This is a genomic window from Inquilinus sp. CAU 1745 (assembly GCF_039839375.1).
Lineage (GTDB): Bacteria > Pseudomonadota > Alphaproteobacteria > DSM-16000 > Inquilinaceae > JBDOQU01.
The window spans coordinates 160,128-179,343 of the sequence record NZ_JBDOQU010000007.1; the positions used below are offsets into that span (position 1 = coordinate 160,128).

20 protein-coding genes and 1 tRNA gene are annotated in these 19,216 nt (G+C 66.2%); 9 read left to right on the forward strand and 12 right to left on the reverse strand.

All coding sequences use genetic code 11. The annotated features are described in order from the left end of the window. A complete protein-coding gene (locus tag AAFN89_RS10825; RefSeq protein ID WP_347538915.1) occupies positions 1–642 on the reverse strand; it encodes a tetratricopeptide repeat protein in 642 nt (213 codons plus the stop codon). Between the two features lie 247 nt (positions 643–889). Here AAFN89_RS10825 and AAFN89_RS10830 point away from each other — a divergent pair, with 247 nt between their 5' ends. From AAFN89_RS10830 to AAFN89_RS10850, 5 genes are all read left to right on the forward strand, one after another. Continuing rightward, positions 890–1,225 carry a DUF2794 domain-containing protein gene (locus AAFN89_RS10830; RefSeq protein ID WP_347538917.1) on the forward strand — a complete coding sequence of 112 codons (336 nt, stop codon included), beginning with the start codon at positions 890–892 and terminating at the stop codon, positions 1,223–1,225. 89 nt (positions 1,226–1,314) lie between these two features. Then, positions 1,315–1,500, forward strand: a complete 186-nt coding sequence (locus AAFN89_RS10835) for a hypothetical protein (RefSeq protein WP_347538919.1) — start codon at positions 1,315–1,317, stop codon at positions 1,498–1,500. Positions 1,501–1,559: 59 nt separating this feature from the next. Further along, positions 1,560–1,727: a hypothetical protein gene (locus AAFN89_RS10840; RefSeq protein ID WP_347538921.1), complete on the forward strand. Its 168-nt coding sequence runs from the start codon at positions 1,560–1,562 to the stop codon at positions 1,725–1,727. Positions 1,728–1,735: 8 nt separating this feature from the next. Next, positions 1,736–2,515 carry a hydroxypyruvate isomerase gene (hyi, locus tag AAFN89_RS10845; RefSeq protein WP_347538923.1) on the forward strand — a complete coding sequence of 260 codons (780 nt, stop codon included), beginning with the start codon at positions 1,736–1,738 and terminating at the stop codon, positions 2,513–2,515. 62 nt (positions 2,516–2,577) lie between these two features. Then, complete coding sequence (locus tag AAFN89_RS10850) at positions 2,578–3,090, forward strand: gamma-glutamylcyclotransferase family protein (protein WP_347538925.1); 513 nt, start codon at positions 2,578–2,580, stop codon at positions 3,088–3,090. 7 nt (positions 3,091–3,097) lie between these two features. On the opposite strand, the gene AAFN89_RS10855 is transcribed toward AAFN89_RS10850, so the two are convergent. The 6 genes from AAFN89_RS10855 to AAFN89_RS10880 all read right to left on the reverse strand — a co-directional run bounded on the left by AAFN89_RS10855 (position 3,098) and on the right by AAFN89_RS10880 (position 13,249). After that, positions 3,098–4,273, reverse strand: a complete 1,176-nt coding sequence (locus AAFN89_RS10855; RefSeq protein ID WP_347538927.1) for an isovaleryl-CoA dehydrogenase — start codon at positions 4,271–4,273, stop codon at positions 3,098–3,100. A 42-nt stretch (positions 4,274–4,315) separates the two neighbouring features. Then, positions 4,316–4,786, reverse strand: coding sequence for a PaaI family thioesterase (locus AAFN89_RS10860; protein WP_347538929.1), 471 nt, complete (start codon positions 4,784–4,786; stop codon positions 4,316–4,318). Further along, positions 4,771–6,183: a magnesium transporter gene (gene mgtE, locus AAFN89_RS10865; RefSeq protein WP_347538931.1), complete on the reverse strand. Its 1,413-nt coding sequence runs from the start codon at positions 6,181–6,183 to the stop codon at positions 4,771–4,773. The genes AAFN89_RS10860 and mgtE overlap by 16 nt, the downstream gene beginning before the upstream one ends. Continuing rightward, entirely contained in the window at positions 6,180–8,516 is a 2,337-nt protein-coding gene (locus tag AAFN89_RS10870; RefSeq protein ID WP_347538933.1) for an NADP-dependent malic enzyme, read from the reverse strand. Before AAFN89_RS10870 ends, mgtE begins: the two co-directional genes overlap by 4 nt. 315 nt (positions 8,517–8,831) lie before the next feature. Then, entirely contained in the window at positions 8,832–10,004 is a 1,173-nt protein-coding gene (locus AAFN89_RS10875; protein WP_347538935.1) for an adenylate/guanylate cyclase domain-containing protein, read from the reverse strand. After that, entirely contained in the window at positions 10,004–13,249 is a 3,246-nt protein-coding gene (locus AAFN89_RS10880; protein ID WP_347538937.1) for a PAS-domain containing protein, read from the reverse strand. The genes AAFN89_RS10875 and AAFN89_RS10880 overlap by 1 nt, the downstream gene beginning before the upstream one ends. Positions 13,250–13,757: 508 nt before the next feature. On the opposite strand from AAFN89_RS10880, the gene AAFN89_RS10885 reads away from it, so the two are divergent. The 4 genes from AAFN89_RS10885 to AAFN89_RS10900 all read left to right on the forward strand — a co-directional run bounded on the left by AAFN89_RS10885 (position 13,758) and on the right by AAFN89_RS10900 (position 16,701). Further along, positions 13,758–14,213: a DUF2231 domain-containing protein gene (locus tag AAFN89_RS10885; protein WP_347538939.1), complete on the forward strand. Its 456-nt coding sequence runs from the start codon at positions 13,758–13,760 to the stop codon at positions 14,211–14,213. Further along, positions 14,206–15,735, forward strand: a complete 1,530-nt coding sequence (locus tag AAFN89_RS10890) for a sorbosone dehydrogenase family protein (RefSeq protein WP_347538941.1) — start codon at positions 14,206–14,208, stop codon at positions 15,733–15,735. The genes AAFN89_RS10885 and AAFN89_RS10890 overlap by 8 nt, the downstream gene beginning before the upstream one ends. 85 nt (positions 15,736–15,820) lie before the next feature. Further along, positions 15,821–16,132 (forward strand): DUF1778 domain-containing protein, encoded by a 312-nt coding sequence (locus tag AAFN89_RS10895; protein WP_347538943.1) that lies wholly within the window; start codon positions 15,821–15,823, stop codon positions 16,130–16,132. Beyond that, complete coding sequence (locus AAFN89_RS10900; protein WP_347538945.1) at positions 16,129–16,701, forward strand: GNAT family N-acetyltransferase; 573 nt, start codon at positions 16,129–16,131, stop codon at positions 16,699–16,701. The genes AAFN89_RS10895 and AAFN89_RS10900 overlap by 4 nt, the downstream gene beginning before the upstream one ends. 11 nt (positions 16,702–16,712) lie before the next feature. Here the strand turns inward: AAFN89_RS10900 and AAFN89_RS10905 are convergent, their stop codons facing one another. The 5 genes from AAFN89_RS10905 to mnmA all read right to left on the reverse strand — a co-directional run bounded on the left by AAFN89_RS10905 (position 16,713) and on the right by mnmA (position 19,212). Then, entirely contained in the window at positions 16,713–17,009 is a 297-nt protein-coding gene (locus AAFN89_RS10905) for a hypothetical protein (RefSeq protein WP_347538947.1), read from the reverse strand. Beyond that, positions 17,006–17,356: a hypothetical protein gene (locus AAFN89_RS10910; RefSeq protein WP_347538949.1), complete on the reverse strand. Its 351-nt coding sequence runs from the start codon at positions 17,354–17,356 to the stop codon at positions 17,006–17,008. Before AAFN89_RS10910 ends, AAFN89_RS10905 begins: the two co-directional genes overlap by 4 nt. Before the next feature lie 241 nt (positions 17,357–17,597). Beyond that, positions 17,598–17,674 (reverse strand) — tRNA-Met (locus AAFN89_RS10915). A 91-nt stretch (positions 17,675–17,765) separates the two neighbouring features. Continuing rightward, positions 17,766–18,068 (reverse strand): SCP2 sterol-binding domain-containing protein, encoded by a 303-nt coding sequence (locus AAFN89_RS10920; RefSeq protein ID WP_347538951.1) that lies wholly within the window; start codon positions 18,066–18,068, stop codon positions 17,766–17,768. Positions 18,069–18,093: 25 nt separating this feature from the next. Continuing rightward, a complete protein-coding gene (gene mnmA / locus AAFN89_RS10925) occupies positions 18,094–19,212 on the reverse strand; it encodes a tRNA 2-thiouridine(34) synthase MnmA (protein ID WP_347538953.1) in 1,119 nt (372 codons plus the stop codon). Between the last annotated feature and the right edge of the window lie 4 nt (positions 19,213–19,216).

Here is a 19,216-nt window from a genome sequence, read left to right on the forward strand (position 1 = left end):
CTATCGGCTGAGCAACTGTGTCAATTCGGAAGCCCGCGCGCGGACGCCGCCGGGCGCGGCGGGCGCTTCGGACAATTGACGGAAGATCTCCAGCGCGGCGTCGCGATCGTCCTGGCGGAGCGCGAGAAGCCCCTGAAGCTCCCGCGCGGTGAAGCGCCACGGGCTGTCGTCGGCCGCCAGGGCCTCCAGATCGGCCGAGAGGGCGGCGGGATCGCCGGCGTCGATCTCGCTCTGCACCGCGAGCAGCAGGGCCAAATCCCGCCAGGGCTGCGCGACTCCGTCATCGGTCGCGATCGATCGATAGATGATCGACGCGGCCTCCTGGTCGCCGGCCTCGGCGCGGAAGCCGGCCTCGTAGAAGCGGGCGAGCGTCCGGTGGGCGCCGCCGGAACCGTCGACCACGGCGGCCATCGCCGCGGCGGCCTCCGCAGGGCCTTGCTCCGCGACCGCCATGGCGGCGGCGATATCGTCCGTACGGGCGGTGTTCCGGCTGGCGCTGTAGCGTTCCCACGCGACGAACGCGGCGGTCGCCAGGACGATGCCGACGGCCAGCGCGACGATCGCGGTTCCGTAATTGGACCAAAGGCTTTTGGCGCGATCTTCCCTCAGCGCCTCATCGACTTCCCGAAACAGGTCGGCCATCTTCACCCTTCACATGCCGGCCGGACTCATGGCCGCCGACGGCTTCTCGTTTCGCGACTTGTTCCCCGCCCTCCGCCGCCGGAGTCGCGGACCCTGCAGCTTGGCGCACTGTTCCTAGACCATCGCAGGACCGCTGACAACTGCGCGGCCGGCGGCGCATCATGCGCGCGCCTCTGGACGAGTCGGGATTTTTGGGGAAAATGTCGATAGCAGGCATCGGCCATGCACGATGGAGGCCTTTCGGGGCATGACCCATATCGTCCGACTCTCCGATTACCGGCGACGGAAGCCAAAGCGGACCTATTTCAACCGCACCGAACTCTCCCAACTCCTGTCCCTCTACAGCGACCACGTCTCCCGCGGTGAATGGCGGGACTACGCCATCGACCATGGCGGCGGCATCGCGGTCTTCAGCGTCTTCCGACACGCCCACGACAAGCCGCTGTTCGCCATCGTGAAGACCATGAGCCCGCGGGGGCCGGACTTCGCCGTCTTCGACGACAAGCGCAAGCTGCGCCGCGCCTCCAGCCTGCCGGAAGCGCTGGACGTGTTCGTCCGCAAGCTGACGCTGGTGACAGACTGACGCCGCATCCGGGGATGTGACGCGCCGCACATCGTGGAAGCGCCGCACGGGCCATGCTGCTTCCCGTCAACGAACGGGAGACCACGAAAATGCTGAGCCCGATCCAAGTCGCCAGAATCGCCCGCGCCCTGTGGGCCCGGCTGGGCGAGACCGCCGTCGCCGCCGCGATGCTGAAGGCGCAGATGGCCGGCATGCGCGGTGACCTGATCCGCCAGGGGAACTGGCGGCAGATCGCGCAGGCCCTGTCCGGCCGGATGGACGTCCAGGCGGCGTAAGGGCCGCCACGCTAAAGAATCTTGACCGGCGGCGCGATCGGCCCTCCATTCTCAGGCCCATGACGATCACGCAGGGCCTCGCGCTCGCCTTCCTGGCATATCTGCTGCTGCTTGGACGTTCCGCCTGGAAACAGGGGGAACTGCCCCAATATTTCCGCAGCCTGAGCATCGTCGCGCTGCTGGTCGGCCTGCTGGCGGGCGCGGTCTGGTTCTATCTCTGGATCTAGGGCTGCTGATGCCGAAATTCGCCGCCAATCTCAGCCTCCTCTTCACCGAGCGGTCCTTCCTGGAGCGGTTCGCGGCGGCGGCACGGGCCGGGTTCCGCGCGGTGGAGTTCCAGTTCCCCTACGACCATGACAAGGATGCGGTGGCCGAGACGTTAAGCGCCAGCGGACTGGTCGCGGTGCTGCACAATCTGCCGCCGGGCGACTGGAGCACCGGGGAGCGCGGGATCGCCTGCCATCCGGATCGGACGGGGGAGTTCCAGGACGGGGTGGGCAAGGCGATCGGCTATGCCCGCGCGCTCGGCTGCCAACAGCTCAACTGCCTTGTCGGGCTGACGCGCGGCCTCGCGGAACAGGCCCACCAGACGCTGGTGGACAACCTGACCTTCGCGGCGACGGCGCTGGAGAGGGAAGGAATCCGGCTGCTGATCGAGCCGATCAACGACCGCGACATGCCGGGCTTCCACCTCACCCGCATCGCCCAGGCCTCGGAGATCATCGATGCGGTGGGGTCAGGCAATCTCCTGATCCAGTTCGACGCCTACCATGTCACGGCGATGGGAGACGATCCGGTCCGGACGATGGAGGCCCATCTGCCCCGCATCGGCCATGTCCAGATCGCCGATCATCCCGGCCGGCACGAGCCCGGCACCGGAGAGATCGATTTCCGGCAACTGTTCGAGCGACTGGATCGGTTGGGCTATCGGGGCTGGGTCGGCTGCGAATACAATCCCGCAGGCGTGACCGAAGACGGGCTGGGTTGGCTGGAGATCGAAGCCCGCCGGCCTTGACATCGGCGGCCCGTTCGGCAAAAAGCCCCCTCCGCTCTCACCCCCCAGAAGGAAGACCGGCGATGCGCCTCTTCTTCTTCGGCAGTCTGTTGGACCGGGACCTCTTCGCGATCGCGGTGGGGCGGCCCATGGACTCGTTCGATATCCAGCCCGGCTGCCTGCTGGGCCATCATCGCCGCAAGGTGGCAGGAGAGACCTATCCGATCCTCGTCCCCCATCCCGACGGCAGGGTGGACGGCATCCTGGTCGACGGGCTGACGGCGACTGAGATCGACCGGCTGGGCTATTTCGAGGGCGGGGAATATGTCCTGACCCCGCTGCCGATCGTCGACCACAAGGGCGACCGTGTCGACGCGCACGCCTATGTCTCGACCGGCATCCTGGAGGATGTCGGCGATGCCTGGCGGCTGGAGGCCTGGCAGGCGACGGCCAAGGAGCGCGCGCTGGTGGAGACGGAGATCGTCATGGCGCTCCACGGCATCATCACGACCGCCGAGATGGACGAACTGTGGCCCGACCTCAAGCGGGAAGCCGACCGCCGGCTTGCCGAGCGGTACCGGCGGTCGGCCGGCTGACCCGCCTTCAGGCGGTTTCCTTGTAGAGCTCCCGGCCGATCAGCATCCGCCGGATTTCCGACGTGCCTGCGCCGATCTCATAGAGCTTCGCGTCGCGGAGCAGCCGGCCGGTCGGGTATTCGTTGATATAGCCGTTGCCGCCCAGGCACTGAATCGCCTCCAGCGCCATCCAGGTCGCCTTCTCCGCAGCGTAGAGGATTGCCCCGGCGGCGTCCTTCCGCGTCACCTCATGACGGTCGCAGGCGCGGCCGACGGCGTAGACGTACGCCTTGCAGGCGTTCATCGTCACATACATGTCCGCCAGCTTACCCTGCATGAGCTGGAATTCGCCGATCGGCTGGCCGAACTGCTTGCGTTCGTGGAGGTAGGGCACGACGACATCCATGCAGGCCTGCATGATGCCGAGGGGACCGGCCGCCAGCACGGCGCGTTCGTAGTCCAGCCCGCTCATCAGCACACGGACGCCGCCGCCGATTTGGCCCAGAACGTTCTCCTCCGGCACCTCGCAATCCTGGAAGACCAGTTCGCAGGTGTTCGAACCGCGCATGCCCAGCTTGTCCAGCTTCTGCGCGGTGGAGAAGCCCTTCATCCCCTTCTCCACCAGGAAGGCGGTGATGCCTTTCGGGCCGGCGGCGGGATCGGTCTTGGCGTAGACGACCAGCGTGTCGGCGTCCGGCCCGTTGGTGATCCACATCTTGTTGCCGTTGAGGATGTAGCGGTCGCCCTTCTTCTCCGCCCTCGTACGCATCGAGACAACGTCGGACCCCGCCCCTGGCTCCGACATGGCGAGCGCGCCGACATGTTCGCCGGAGACCAGCTTCGGCAGGTAGCGGCGCTTCTGCTCCTCGTTTCCGTTCAGCCGGACCTGGTTGACGCAGAGGTTCGAATGCGCGCCGTAGGAGAGGCCGACGGAGGCCGAGGCCCGGCTGATCTCCTCCATCGCGACCATGTGTTCCAGATAGCCCATGCCGGCGCCGCCATATTCCTCATCGACGGTGACGCCGAGCACGCCCAGATCGCCCATCTTGCGCCAAAGGTCCTCGGGGAACTGGTTGGTGGCGTCGATCTCCCCGGCGCGGGGCGCAATCTCGTCCGCCGCGAAGGTCGCCACGCTGCCGCGCAGCATGTCGGCCGTCTCGCCGAGGTCGAAATTCATCGACGGCAGGGCGTTGGGAATGGTCATGGGCGTATCCTCCGGGAACGGATCGTTATTGCCTGAACTTACTCAGCCGGCCGGCAGATCGTCGCGGCCGGCAAGCTGGATGCAGGTCTGCTGCATCCGGGCGCACAGCTTCTCCGCGCCGTCCCTGGACGCGAAGACATCGATCTCGCAGACCGTCAGCGTGCGTCCCGGCTTCAGCACGCGGCCGACGGCGCGCAGCCGGTCGCCAGCGGCGGGGCTCATCAAATTGATCTTGAACTCCACCGCCAGCACCGCCGATTCCGCCGCGAACAGGCTGTAGGCCGCGTAGCCGCCGGCCGTATCGGCGATGGTGGAAACCATCCCGGCATGGAAGAAGCCGTGCTGCTGGCAGAGGTCGCGACGGTAGGGAAGCTCGATCTCCACATGCCCCGGCCGCACGACGGTCAGGTCCGCGCCGATCAGCGCCATCACCGGCATACGGGCGTAGGAAGCGCGGACGCGGGCCTCGAAATCCTCGTCGGCCGGCTGGAAACCGTTCATATCAGCACCCATGCGGCCAGCCCCAGGAAAGCGAAGAAGCCGACCACGTCCGTGACGGTGGTGAGGAAGACGCCGGACGCCACGGCCGGATCGATCCGGAAGCGGTCGAGCGCCAGCGGGATCAGCGTCCCCGACAGGGCCGCGATCACAAGATTGATGATCATCGCCGCGCCGATAACCAGCGCCAGCGTCGGGTCGCCGAACCAGACAGCGGTGATGCCGCCGGCGATGATCGCGAAGGCCAGCCCGTTGATCGACCCGACCAGCAATTCCTTGCCGATCACCCGCCGGGCGTTGGAGGCCGAAAGCTCCTTCATCGCCAGTGCGCGCACGGCGACGGTCAGCGTCTGGGTTCCGGCGTTGCCGCCCATCGAGGCGACGATCGGCATCAGCACCGCCAGCGCCACGATCTGTTCGATCGTGCCTTCGAAGATCGCGATCACGCCGGAAGCCAGGATGGCGGTCAGCAGGTTGAGCCCGAGCCAGGAGAAGCGGGAGCGCGAGGTGTCCAGCACGGCGCTGTAGAAATCATCCTCCGCGACACCGCCCAGCTTAAGCAGATCGTCCTCCGCCTCCTCGTCGATCACGTCGACCACGTCGTCGACGGTGACGACGCCGATCAGCCGACCGGAATCGTCGACCACCGGAGCGGAGACCAGGCCGTACTGGCGGAACATGTAGGCGACTTCCTCCTGGTCCGTGGTCGCGGCGATCGGCCGGACCTCGTCCTGGACCAGATCGGCGATCTTGACCGACCGTTTGGACCGCAGCACGCGCGACAGCGGCACGGCGCCCGTCGGCCGGTGCATCGGATCGACGGAGAAGATCAGGAAGAAATCGTCGGGCAGATCCTCCGCGGCGCGGAGATAATCGATGGTCCGGCCCACCGTCCAGAACATCGGCACCGCGATATACTCGCGCTGCATCAGGCGGCCGGCGGAATATTCCGGGAAGGTCAGCCCTTCCTCCACCAGCAGCCGCCGGCGGACCGGGAGGGCGGCCAGGATCTCCTCCCGCTCTTCCTCCTCCAGACCCTCGATGAGGGTCAGCGCATCGTCGGAATCCAGCTCCGCCAGGGCGGCCGCGATCTCGCCCGGCGTCAGCAGCTCGAAGACCTGGCTGCGGATCTCCTCGTCGAGATGGGTCAGCACCTCGGCGTCGAGCTTCAGCGTCGGCTTGATGATCCCGACGATTGTCGCCCGGTCTTCCGGATGAAGATGTTCCAGCAGATCGGCGAGGTCGGCGGAATGGAGGACCGCCAGTTCCCTCTCCACCTCGTCGATCGCCCCTTCGTCGAGCGATTGGGTGATGCGCTCGATGAATGCGTCGTCGATCACCGGCGTGGCGTCGGTCGTCTCCTCGAGCCGTTCCCGCTCTCGGATATCGTCGTCCGGCGCCCTGTCCGTCAAATGGCGGCCTCCTCACCGGGGATGTAGCCGTGATGGTGACGATCGCCGTTGTCGCCTCTGGTTTCCGCGATCTGCGCATCGACGGTGGCCACCGCTGTCATGTTGACGATACCGCGCACCGTGACCGAGGGCGTCAGGATATGGGCCGGCTGGGCGGCGCCCATAAGGATCGGGCCGATGGAGATCGCCCCGCCCAGCACCTTGACCATGTTGAAGGAGATGTTGGCCGCGTCCAGGTTCGGCAGGACCAGCAGGTTGGCCTGCCCCTTCAGGCGCGAGTCGGGGAAGATGCGCGACCGGATTTCTTCCGACAGGGCCGAATCGGCGTGCATTTCGCCGTCGATCTCAAGCTCCGGCGACCGTTCCCGGACGAGATCCAGGGCCCGGCGCATCTTCACGGCCGACGGATCCTGCATCGTGCCGAAATTGGAGTGGCTGAGCAGCGCCGCCTTCGGCTCCATGCCGAAACGCCGCATCTCCTCCGCCGCCAGCGCCGTGATGTCCGCCACCTGTTCGGCCGTCGGGTCGGGCACGACGTAGGTGTCGGCCATGCAGAAGGTGCCGTTGTTGAGGATCAGCACGCTCATCGCCGCCGGCGTCCGCACGCCAGGACGCAGGCCGATGATGTTCATGACATGGCGCAGATGGTCGCGATAGATGCCCACCGTACCGCAGATCAGGCTGTCGGCCTCCTTCTTGTGGACCATCAGGGCGGCAATGACGGTGGTGTTGGTGCGGACCACCGTCCGCGCCCGGTCCGGGCTGATGCCGCGCCGCGCCATCAGATCGTGATAGGTCGACCAATAGTCGTTGTAGCGCGGGTCGCTCTGCGGATCGCAAAGCTCCACATCCCGGTCGAGCCGGAGGCGCAGGCCCAGATTCTCGATCCGCCGCTGCACAACCTCCCGCCGCCCGATGAGGATCGGACGGGCCAGCCCGTCATCGAGCGCGATCTGGACCGCGCGCAGCACCCGCTCCTCCTCGCCCTCGGCATAGACGATGCGCTTGGGGTCCTCCTTCGCGCCGGAGAAGACGGGGCGCATGACCAGCCCGGAGCGGAAGACGAACTGCTCCAGCTTCTGCCGGTAGGCCTGGAAATCCTCGATCGGGCGCGTGGCGACGCCGGATTCCATCGCCGCCCTGGCGACGGCGGGCGCGATCTCCACGATCAGGCGCGGATCGAACGGCTTGGGGATCAGATAATCCGCGCCGAAGCACAGCTCCTGGTCGCCATAGGCCGTCGCGACGATGTCCGATCCCTCCTGGAGCGCCAGGTCGGCCAGCGCCTTCACGCAGGCGATCTTCATCGCCTCGTTGATCGCCGTCGCGCCGACATCCAGGGCGCCCCTGAAGATGAAGGGGAAGCAGAGGACGTTGTTGACCTGGTTGGGGAAGTCCGACCGGCCGGTGGCGATCACCGCGTCCGGCCGCACGGCCTTCGCCTCGTCGGGCATGATCTCCGGCACCGGGTTGGCCAGCGCCATGATGATCGGCCGGTCGGCCATCTGGGCCACCATCTCCGGCTTCAGCACCTTGGGTGCGGAGAGGCCGAGGAAGATATCCGCGCCCGCAATCACGTCCGCAAGCGTGCGGCCGTCCGTCTCCTTCGCGTAGCGTTCCTTGCGCGGGTCCATCAGCTCCGTCCGGCCCTTCCAGACGACGCCGGCAATGTCGGTGACGGTGATGTTCTCCACCGGCATGCCCATGTCGACCAGCAGGTCGAGGCAGGCGATCGCCGCCGCGCCGGCGCCGGAGGTCACCAGCTTAACCTCCTCCAGCTTCTTGCCGACGACGCGCAGCCCGTTGGTGATGGCCGCCGCGACGATGATCGCCGTGCCGTGTTGGTCGTCATGGAAGACCGGGATTTTCATCTTCTCCCGCAGCCGGCCTTCGACCTCGAAGCATTCCGGCGCCTTGATGTCCTCAAGGTTGATGCCGCCGAAGGTCGGCTCCAGCGCCGCGATGATGTCGATCAGCTTCTTGGGATCGTTCTCGTCGATCTCGATGTCGAAGACGTCGATGCCGGCGAATTTCTTGAAGAGGACGCCCTTGCCCTCCATCACCGGCTTGGAGGCGAGCGGTCCGATCGATCCGAGGCCCAGCACCGCCGTGCCGTTGGTGATGACGGCGACAAGGTTGCCGCGCGAGGTCATCTCGCTGGCCGCCAGCGGGTCCTCCACGATCGCCTCGCAGGCCGCCGCTACCCCGGGGGAGTAGGCCAGCGCCAGGTCCCGCTGGGTGGTCAGCGGCTTGGTCGGCGTGACCGATATCTTGCCGGGCGTCGGAAGGCGGTGATAATCCAGCGCGGCGTCACGAAGGTCTTTGGCGGCCAAGGCTCTCTCCCGGAAAACGGCATCGCCGATCCTTATAGGGTGCCGCTCAAACATAAAAAAGCCCGGGCATGAACCAACCCCCTCACCCTCCCGCCCGCTTCGCGGTCGGGTCCCTCCCTCTCCCCTGAGGGGCGAGGGTAAAAGGTAGCCCTCTCCCCGGCGGGGAGAGGGTTGGGTGAGGGGCTTTTTCTGGGAACCTCGGTTCCGGACGGGCGTTGGGGAAACCAGGGAATGTCGGCGGGTTCATCCCTGCGCCCGTAGGTGGCCCCGGCGAGGCCGCCTGACCGGAGATGGCGGCCTCGCCTTTCTTCCGGGTCAGATCGCTTCCCAGGGTCCCAGCAGCCGATAGGTTTCCACCGCACCGGCCTTGCCCTTGAGGACCACGGGGCCCATCGCGATTCCGGAGAAGCCGCCGCGCAGCCGCATCCAGGCAGCCTCGCCGACCAGGATCTTCACCGGCGCCCGGGGTTCGGCCTTGTCGACGAAGGTCTTGGCGAAATCGCCGAGACGGGCGGCGGTGTTCACCGTGTCGCCCACGACGGTATATTCCATGCGATCCGCGCTGCCGAAGCTGCCGGCCATGACCGGGCCGGACTGGATGCCGATGCTCATGCCGATCGCCGGCAACCCCCGCGCCTCGCCGTCATGATTGAGGGCCACCAGCTCCCGCCGCATGTCGAGCGCGCATCGGGCGGCGGCGACGGCGTCGGCATCCATCTCCGCCTCCTCCGCACGGAGCGCCGGGGCGCCGAACACCGCCATCACCGCATCCCCCATGAACTTGTTCACCATGCCCTGATGGCGGCGGACGCAGCGCACCATCGCTTCCATATAGCCGTTCAGCCATTCGATCAGCGTGTCGGGCGGCAGCGTCTCCGCGATCGAGGTGAAATTGTCGATGTCGCAGAAGAGAATCGTGGCCTGAAGCTGTCGCGGCCTCAGGATAACGCCGCCCGTCACGCCGGTCTGTCGGACCAGCTCGTCGGCCACGGTGTCGGAGACGTGGCTGGCCAAGAGGCGGGTCAGATGTTCCCGCGCCACCCGTTCCGATTCCCCCAGCCGCCGCCATTCCGTCTCCAGCCGCACGCGCTCCATCTCGAACTTCCGGCCCAGCCGCTCGATCTGGTCGAGCCGGACGCTGACCGTCGCCAGCAGCATGTCGACATCGACGGGCTTGGTCAGATAGTCGTCCGCCCCCAGCCGCTTCCCCGCAACGATGTCGCGGCGATCTGCGAGCGCCGAGAGGAAGATGAACGGGATCTCCGCCGCGTCGGGATGGTTGAGGCGCAGTTCGGTCAGCACGTCATAGCCGCTCATCACCGGCATGTTGACGTCGCAGAGGATGAGATCCGGGCGATCGGACAGAATAGAGGCCAACCCGTCGCGGCCGTTGCCCGCCTCCAGCACGGCGTATCCGGCGTCCGCCAGCTCCGCCGCGATCATCCGGCGCAGGGCGGGCTCGTCCTCGATGAACAGGATCGTCGCCATCAGACGCCGTCCCCGTCCACGCCGGAAGGGGCGGGCCTCACGGGCAGCCGGATGGTGACGGTCGTGCCCTCCCCCTCGGTGCTGGCGATAATCATCTCTCCCCCATGCATCGTCGCCAGCTTGTCGACGAAGCTGAGGCCCAGGCCCGTGCCGGCGACGCCGATGGAAGTCCGGGCGCGGTAGAACCGCCGGACGACGCGCGGGATGTCCTCGGCCGGGATGCCGACGCCGCGATCGGCGACGGACCAGACGGCGCAGCCATCCTCCGCCCACCCCCGAATGGCGATCGGGCCGCCGTCGGGAGAGAATTTGACCGCGTTCGACAGCAGGTTGGTCGCGATATGGTCGATAAGGCCGGCATCGGCGAACACCGTCCGCGGCAGGCCCTCCAGGTCGAGCGAGAAATCATGCGTCGCGTCGAACGCAGCGTGGCGGCGCACGACTTCGGTAAGGATCGCCCGCAGATCGCACGGGGCGGGACGGAATTCGATCTCCCCCTGATCGAGCCGCGACGTGCTGAGGATGGAATCGATGTGGCCGACCATACGGGTGACGGCGTCGCGGATCTCGCCTCCCAGAGCGTCGAACTCGTCCGGCTCCAGCACATCCTTCCGGCGCATCAGGCGCTGGATCGCCATGTCGATGATGGCGAGCGGCGTCCGGAATTCATGGGAGGTGAGCGAGATGAATTCCCGCTGCAACTGGCCGAGCTGCTTTTCCTTCCGGAGCGCGCTGCGCAAAGCCTCGGCGGCGTCGCGATAGGGCGTGACGTCGGTGGCGACGATCAGCGTGCTGCCGTCGGGCGGATGGCGCACGCTGACGGCGATGCAGCGCCCGTCCGGCAGCAGCCTTTCCTGGTTGAATTCCTCCGGTCCGCGCAGATTGCGCAGCTCCGCTGCGATCCATCCCTCATCGTGCCCCCTCGCCGCCGCGATGGCGCGGGTCACCTCCTCCATCCCCACGCCGGGCTTGAGGATGCCGGCGAGGCTGGGCGTGAAGCCCGCGATCACGTCGTTGGCCACCACCAGCCGCTCCTCACTGTCATAGAGCGCGATGCCACCCTTGAAGGTGGTGATCGCCGCCATCAGCCGCCCTTCGGCCCCGGTGAGGGCGGCCGTACGCTGGGCCACCAGCTCCTCAAGATGGCCGCGATGGGACGCCAGCTCGCGTTCGGTCTCGATCCGGCGGGTGATGTCGCGGAAGAGGATCAGCGCCGTCGGCTTGCGGTCGTAGGAGAAGGGAACGGCCTCCGCTTCCAGGAAGATCTCCCTTCCGTCATCGGTGCGGACGCGACATTCCGTGACCGGCACGTCCCCGCCCGATTCCAGCAGCCGCCGCATCGCGCCGCGATTGACCGGATCGCGCGGGTCGACCATGAAATCGGCGTAGGAGCGGCCATTCAGATCCTCCGGCGAGGACAGGCCGAGGATGGCGCGGCCGGCGGCGTTGAGGAACCTTATCCCGCGCCGGTCGTGCAGCATAACGCCGTCGGGCAGCAAATCGACCAGCCGCCGGTACCGTTCCTCGCTCAGCCTCAGCCGCTCCTCCACCTGCGCGCGTTCGATCGCCGACGCGATCAGCGTGCCGGCGGTGGTGAGGATGTCGATCTCAAGCGAGGTCCAGACCCGCTCCCGCCGGCAATCGTCGAAGCCGATATGCCCCCACCATTCCTCGTCGACGAAGATCGGGACCGATACGAAGGAGAGCGATCCCTGGCGGTCGAACTCCTCCCTCAACTCCCCCGTCAGGTCGCGGGCCATCACCTGGATAGGGCGGCCGCCGCGCCGTTCCTCCGTCCACCGCCGCATCACCGGGTCGTCGCCGGTCAGGCTCTGGTTCCAGTTCCGGGGATCGTCGCTGAGCGTGACGAGGCCGGGGGCCGCCCAGTCGAACCGGCAGCTCTGCACCAGTTCCCGCTCGGCATTCCGATGGACCTGGAAGATCGACACCCGGCTGACCTCCGCCGCCTCGCCCAGCTTGCTCAGCAACTGCCGGATGCCGCCCTGCCAGCCGATGCGCCCGACGATGGCCGACGCGGCATAGCCGATGGCGTCGAGCATGGCGGTGCGGCGCGCGATCTCCGCCTCCCGCTCCCTTCGCGCGGTGACGTCGATGCGGATGCCGACCGTGCCGCCCTCCCGCGTGCGCCAGTCCACAACGCGCATCCATCTTCCGTCGCTCAGCGGCACCTCGAACGGCGTGCCGACGCGGGCGCGCTGCGCCTTGCGTTCGGCCACCCATTCCTCCTCCCGGCCCGCCGCGTCCGCATACTGGCCGCGCCGGGCCCCCTCGCGCACGAAATCCTCCCACCGCACGCCGGGGACCAGCAGGTCGGCCGTGACAGCGTTCAACTCCCGGTACTGGTCGTTGCAGATCACCAGACGATCGTCGGAATCATAGAGGGCGAAGCCGTCGGCCAGGGAATCGATGGCGTCGGTCAGCCTTTCCCGCAGCCGGCTGACCTGCGCCTCCGCATTCATCCGGCCGGTCACGTCGGTCCACAGGCTCATCAACCCGTTGCCGCCGATCAACCGCTCCTCAAGCTGGAGCCAGCCGCCGTCCCGCCGCTGAAAGATCATCGGCTCGCGCACCGGCTCCCCGCCCGGATTCTCCCGCGCGGCCAGCCGCTCGATCCGCGCCCGCTCGCCTTCCGCCAGGATCTGGTCGGCGTAGCGGCGAAGATGCTCCCCATAGCTTGCGCCATGGCGGTAGAGATCGATGCTCCAGGGGAACAGGCCGCCCATCGCCTTGTTGGCCAGGATGAACCTGCCTTCCGCATCGTACTGGGCGACGCCGATATCCGCCGCGACGGCGTCGGCGATGCCGGACCGCGCCGCCTCCGCTGTCAGGGCGGCCGTTGCGTCCGACCAGATCTTCAGCCTGCCGCCGTCGGCGAAGCGGTGGAACCGGACCTCATACCAGCGCCCGTCCTGCCGCTGATAGACATAGGGATCGTTCTGCTTCCGATGCCGCTCCAGCCCTGCCTCGACGTGACGCTCCAGCAACGGCAGTTCCGCGGCGGACAGGTTCGTTTCGAAATAGCGGCGCAGCGTTTCGGCATAGGGGATGCCGGGCCGTATGATCGGCGCTTCCTCGGGAAAGAAGCGAAGATAGGCGTCGTTCCAGAAGACGACGCGGTCCTCACGGTCGAACAGGCAGACCGCCAGTTCGATCCGGGACAGGAGGGCGTCCAGCAACGCCCGTGCATCGACGGCGTCCCGCACCTCCGACAGAGCGACGGCCATGGAAGGGCAATCCCTGCAACCGCCCCCTGCCTGAAGGCAAGCCACGCCGGCCCTCCTTCGGGGCTCGGCGACCATCGGCATTTTCCTCGAATGCGGCGAGCCGGGCAATCATCATTAACGAGACCTCAGGCCGCCCCTGCTACCGCCGCGGCGGGAGGAGGTTTTTCTGGTGTCGGCTTTTGTAGGCTTTTGTCGGCTTTTCATCGAATTTCAAAGCCTTCGAGGGCGGAGACATCGGAGCAGGAAACCAACCGCCCCCTCACCCAACCCTCTCCCACGAGGGGAGAGGGCTTTTTTTTCTCGTGTTGGCTTTTGTAGGCTTTTGTCGGCTTTAGCTGTTTCCAAATCACTTCAGACTTGAGAGTTCCCGCAATCGTTACAGGAATAATATCCTGATCCGGCGACATTGTCACGCGGGTTCAGGCGACCACACGGTCGACGGGAACAAAAGGGGCCGGCGTCTGTATGACTCGACGTAACCCAACGATGACCATGTCGAGCCGCCTTGATGAACCGCCAGCAATCCGCTTCCGCCGCCGCAGTCGCCGGGCATCCGATTCACGCGACCCTCGCTCCGTTTCCTATCGTCTGCTTCACGCTCACGCTCCTGACCGACATCGCCTATTGGCGAACGTCGTATCTCATGTGGCAGTATTTTTCCGAGTGGCTGCTTCTGGCGGGGCTAGTCTTTGGCGTCATCGCGGCGCTCGTGGGCGCGGCGGATTTCCTGTTTCGGCCGGCGGCTCGCGCGCCGGGATCGGCCTGGCCCCATGCGCTGGGCGGCGTGATCGCCCTGATCCTGGCCTTCTTCAACAGCCTCGTCCATGCCGGCGACGGCTGGACCGGCGTCGTTCCCTACGGCCTGATCCTGTCGGCCGTGACCGTGCTCGTCCTCGCCGTCTCCGACTGGTTCGGCCGAGCGATGGTCTTTCGCCACGGCATCGGGGTCAGCAATCATGAATAGCCTCTCATTCCTCCGCGCATCGACCCTCGCGGGATGCTGCATCGTCCTCTTCGCCCTCGCCGGCTGCGACGACGGCGCGGATTTCGACATTTCCCAGCAGATCGGCCCCGACCCCGTGCTGCCCGAGCCCGATCCGGGCCTGCTGCCCGACATGAAGATCGCGGAAGTCATCGGCTGGCAGGAGGGCGAGACGCCGACGGTTCCCGAGGGCTTGACCGTCACCGCCTATGCGCGGGATCTCGTCAACCCGCGGACAGTCCATACCTTGCCGAACGGAGACGTGCTCGTCGTCCAGTCGCGCGGGCCCACCGGCAAGCCGGTCATCCGGCCCAAGGACGTGATCCGCGGCTGGATCATGTCGCTGGCCCACGGCGGCGGCGGGGGGCCGCAGGAAGAGAGCAACCTGATCACCCTCCTGCGCGACACGAACCGCGACGGGCAGGTGGACGAACGCAGCGATCTCCTGACCGGGCTCAACTCGCCTTTCGGCGTCGCCTGGTACGAAGGCACGCTTTACGTCGCCGCGGCCGATGCGATCCTCGCCTACCCCTATGAGCTGGGCCAGATGGAGATCACCGCCGAACCGAGCGTGCTGACGCCGCTGCCGGGCGGGCCGATCAACCACCATTGGACCAAGGATCTGGCGCTCAGCCCGGACGGCCGCTTCCTCTACGCCTCGGTCGGCTCCAACTCCAATGTCGCGGAACGGGGGCTGGAAGCCGAAAAGGGTCGCGCGGCGATCTGGCGGGTGGACCGGGAGACGGGCGCCGCCCTCGTTTACGCTTCCGGCCTGCGCAACCCCAACGGCCTGGTCTTCCATCCCGAAACCGGCGAACTATGGACCGTCGTCAATGAGCGCGACGAACTCGGCCCCAATCTCGTGCCGGACTACATGACGTCGGTGCGGGAGGGGGCGTTCTACGGCTGGCCCTGGAGCTATTACGGCGACCATGTGGACGAGCGGGTCCATCCCCTGCGGCCGGACATGGTGGAGCAGGCGGTCATGCCCGATTACGCGCTCTCCAGCCATGTCGCCGCGCTGGGCCTGGCCTTTACGAACGGCTCCGCCATGCCCGACGCCTATGCGAACGGCGCGTTCATCGGCGAGCATGGCAGTTGGAACCGCAATTTCTTCAATGGCTACAAGGTCATCTATGTGCCGTTCGAGAACGGCAGCCCCGCCGGCATGGCGCAGGATGTCGTCACCGGTTTCATCGAGGGCGACCAGGCCCATGGCCGGCCGGTCGGCGTGGCCATCGACGGGACGGGCGCGCTCCTGATCGCCGACGACGCCGGCAACACCGTCTGGCGCGTCGCGGCGGCGGACGGCACGATCACGCCGGAGCCGATCGGCACGGATCGGTCCGCAATGGCCGCCGGCGAGGAGGAGGCGCAGCAGGCAGACCCCGCCACGCCGGAACCCGCAACCGACGAGCCTTCACCGGCGCCCTCGCCATCAGACGCCGATAGTTCGTCAGCGCCACCACAGACGGAGATTGCCCCGGCCGTGCAGCCGGAGTGAACGGCGCCGGGGGGCACGGCAGAGATCATCCCTTGATATGTACGTCACACCGACGTACATGTATCACGCCTGACATGAGGAGGCGATGATGCGCGCTTTCCACGACGATACGAAAGACATTGACGAGCGGGCCAGCGAGCGGATGAATTTCCGCACCAAGCCCCACATCAAGAGGACGATCCAGCAGGCGGCGGCGCTGAGCGGGGTGGATGACTCGGTGTTTACGATGAACGCCGCCTATCATTCCGCACTGGAAACCATCGCGGCACACGAGCGCACCGTGCTTGATCCGGTGGATCATGCCGCATTCTTCTCGGCGCTCGACAATCCGCCGGCCCCGACTGCCAAATTGCGGGATGCCTTTGCTCGCCATGGGTCGCGTGTCGTTTCCAGGTGACTTCGCCCGGCGACGCCAAGCTGACCATAGAGCCGTTCGATCCTGAAAAACACGATCGGACGGCTTTTTCCTGCGGTGTTGAGCAGGTCGATAATTTCTTCAAACGAACTGCGAACAAGCTGGCGAAAGCAGGAAACCTCCGCGTTTTCGTGATGGTGGGCGCAGACGATGAGGTCATCGGCTTCCACGCTGTCAATGCCCATGCGATCGACTATCAGGAATTGCCAAAGACCTTCGCCCGGTCGCGTCCACGCCATGGATCGATCCCCGCCGCGTACATTTCCATGATCGGCGTCGATCAAAAGCATGCCGGCCAAGGCTATGGGGGCGACCTGCTAGCGGATGCGTTGCAGCGCATCGCACTCGCATCCGAAAGCCTGTGGATCGCGGTTGTCGTGCTCGATGTTCTCGACGACGGAAACCCCAACCTGACCGCGCGACGCAAGGCGCTTTACGAGGGCTACGGTTTCACGCCGTTCAAGTCCAACCCGCTCAGGATGTTTCTTCCCCTTGCCACTGTCTGGAAGATGTTGGGTGAGGAGGAGATGCGGAGGGCGGATCAAGAATAGAAAGCAAATATCTAACGGCTTCCCCCAGTCATCGAGCCGAATAAATAACCCAGCGCGCCCAACAAGACACCAACCAAACCCTCAAAGAATTTTATGCCCTCATTGCCACTAAATGTCATTGCAACTCCAATGAGAATTAGTACAGCGAAGCACACAATTCCGGCAATCCAGATCGGAGCATGGTACTTGTCGCCAAACAGTTCACCGACACGACCCATTTGCTGGCGCTCTTGGCGCAAACGGAACTCGGCGTCCACAGACGGCTTCATGACAACGCCTTCATCGACTACCTGTGGCGGGTCTGTCATGACGCATCCACAAAGAGCATGAAGGTTAGTTTACGCTGGTGATCCGGGATCGGCAGCGGCTCAAGCTCAAAAGCGAGCCGCAAATTCTCGTCGCCGATCTTGCCTATGCCGACTCTTCCACCGGCCGAGACTTTATCCATTGGCATGTTTGCCAAATGGACGACTGTGCGCCCCGAGGTTGGGGCACCATGCCTAACCCCGGGCGCACCACCGTCAGCACGCAGCTTGAGGGCAACAACATGCGTCTCTGACCCATGCAGGAAAGAGACTTCGACTACCCCATCTGGTCGCAGGAAAACGACACCAGAATCGAGATATCGGATGCCATCGACATTGACGATTGCCATGCGCGAAACTCAAGCATGCGTGGTGGCAGTTATCAATCGTCTTTCCGCTTACCGGTTGTGCGGTTCCAGCCGCACCGCCTATTCCTCAGTGGTCCGGTCCACTCTACGCCAGAACGAAAAGCAAACAGTGCAGTCGGTTTCGAGGGCGCGCTGACCTTGGCCAATTTCAGCACACGCACAATCCCCGGCACAGGGCGCGCGGATTGATGAGCGGGAAAATGTGTCAAGTGCTTGAAAATATTGGTAGCGGAGGAGGGACTCGAACCCCCGACACGCGGATTATGATTCCGCTGCTCTAACCGGCTGAGCTACTCCGCCCCGGAGAGGGCTTGCGTATATGGCGGGACGGGGCGGCTGTCAAGGCGGATCGGCCGGTTCGGCGTGCCCTTCCTTGCACCCTTTCCCGGCGTCAGTCGCCGAGCATCGAGGAGAGCTTGAGCGCGATGCCCATATTGCCCTTCACCTTCAGCTTCCCGGTCATGAAGGCGAGCGTCGGGTCGAGCGTACCGTCGACCAGCTTGCGCAGATTGTCGGCCTTGATGGTCAGGACCGTGTCGGCCTCGCCGTCCTGGGCGCCGATCACCGCCGGGGAGGCCGTTCCGTCCCAGTAGAGAACGCCGTCCGCGCCGAGGTCGAACTTCACCCGCGCGCCCAGGGGCGGGTTCAGGGCGGCGCGGGCGCGCACGGATTCGGTCAGGGCGTCGAGCGACATCGATGGTTCCTTGTGGGACGGGAGATCAGGCGGCGAGTTCGAGGGCGGCTTCGGCGATCCAGCCGCCGCCGAGCACCCGGTCGCCATCGTAGAAGACGGCGGCCTGCCCCGGCGCGACGCCGAACTGCGGCGCGTCGAGCAGGATTTCCGCGCCGCCGGGCGCGACGGTCACCGCCGCGTCGGCGAGTGGCTGGGCGGAGCGCAACTTGACCTGGATGCGGCGCGGGCTGTCGTCCAGCGGGTTGTCGCCCAGCCAGTTGACGTCCTGGACGCGCACCCGGTCGCGGGCCAGCGCATCACGCGGGCCGACGATCACGCGGCGCGTCTCCGGCTCCAACCGCACGACATAGAGCGCATCACCGCCGCCGACGCCGATGCCGCGCCGCTGGCCGATGGTGTAGTTGATGATGCCGTCATGGCGGCCCAGCACGCGGCCATCGACATGGACGATATCGCCCGCATCGATCGCGCCGGGGCGCAGCTTCCTCACCACCTCCGCATAGCCGCCGGTGGGCACGAAGCAGATGTCCTGGCTGTCCGGCTTGTCCGCGACCTCCAGCCCGAAACGGGCGGCGAGCGCCCGGGTTTCCGGCTTGGTCATCCCCCCGAGGGGGAAGCGCAGGAAATCGAGCTGTTCGGCCGTGGTGGCGAAGAGGAAGTAGCTCTGATCCTTCGCCGGATCGACGGCGCGGCGCAGTTCCGCCCCCGCCGGCCCCATGGCGCGGCGTACATAGTGGCCGGTGGCCAGCGCCTCCGCGCCCAGATCGCGCGCCGTCTCCAGAAGGTCGCGGAACTTTACCCGCTGATTGCAGCGCACGCAGGGGATCGGCGTCTCTCCGCGCAAATAGCTGTCGGCGAAGTCGTCGATCACCGCCTGGGAGAAGCGGCTTTCATAATCAAGGACGTAATGGGCGAACCCGACGGAATCGGCGACGCGCCGGGCGTCGTAGATGTCCTGCCCGGCGCAGCACGCGCCCTTCTTCCCCACGGTCATGCCATGGTCGTAGAGCTGGAGGGTGACGCCGACCACGTCATACCCCTCCTCCGCCAGAAGGGCGGCCGTGACGGAACTGTCGACGCCGCCCGACATGGCGACGACGACCCGCGTGTCCTTCGGCGCCTTGTCGAATCCCAGTGAGTTCATGGGC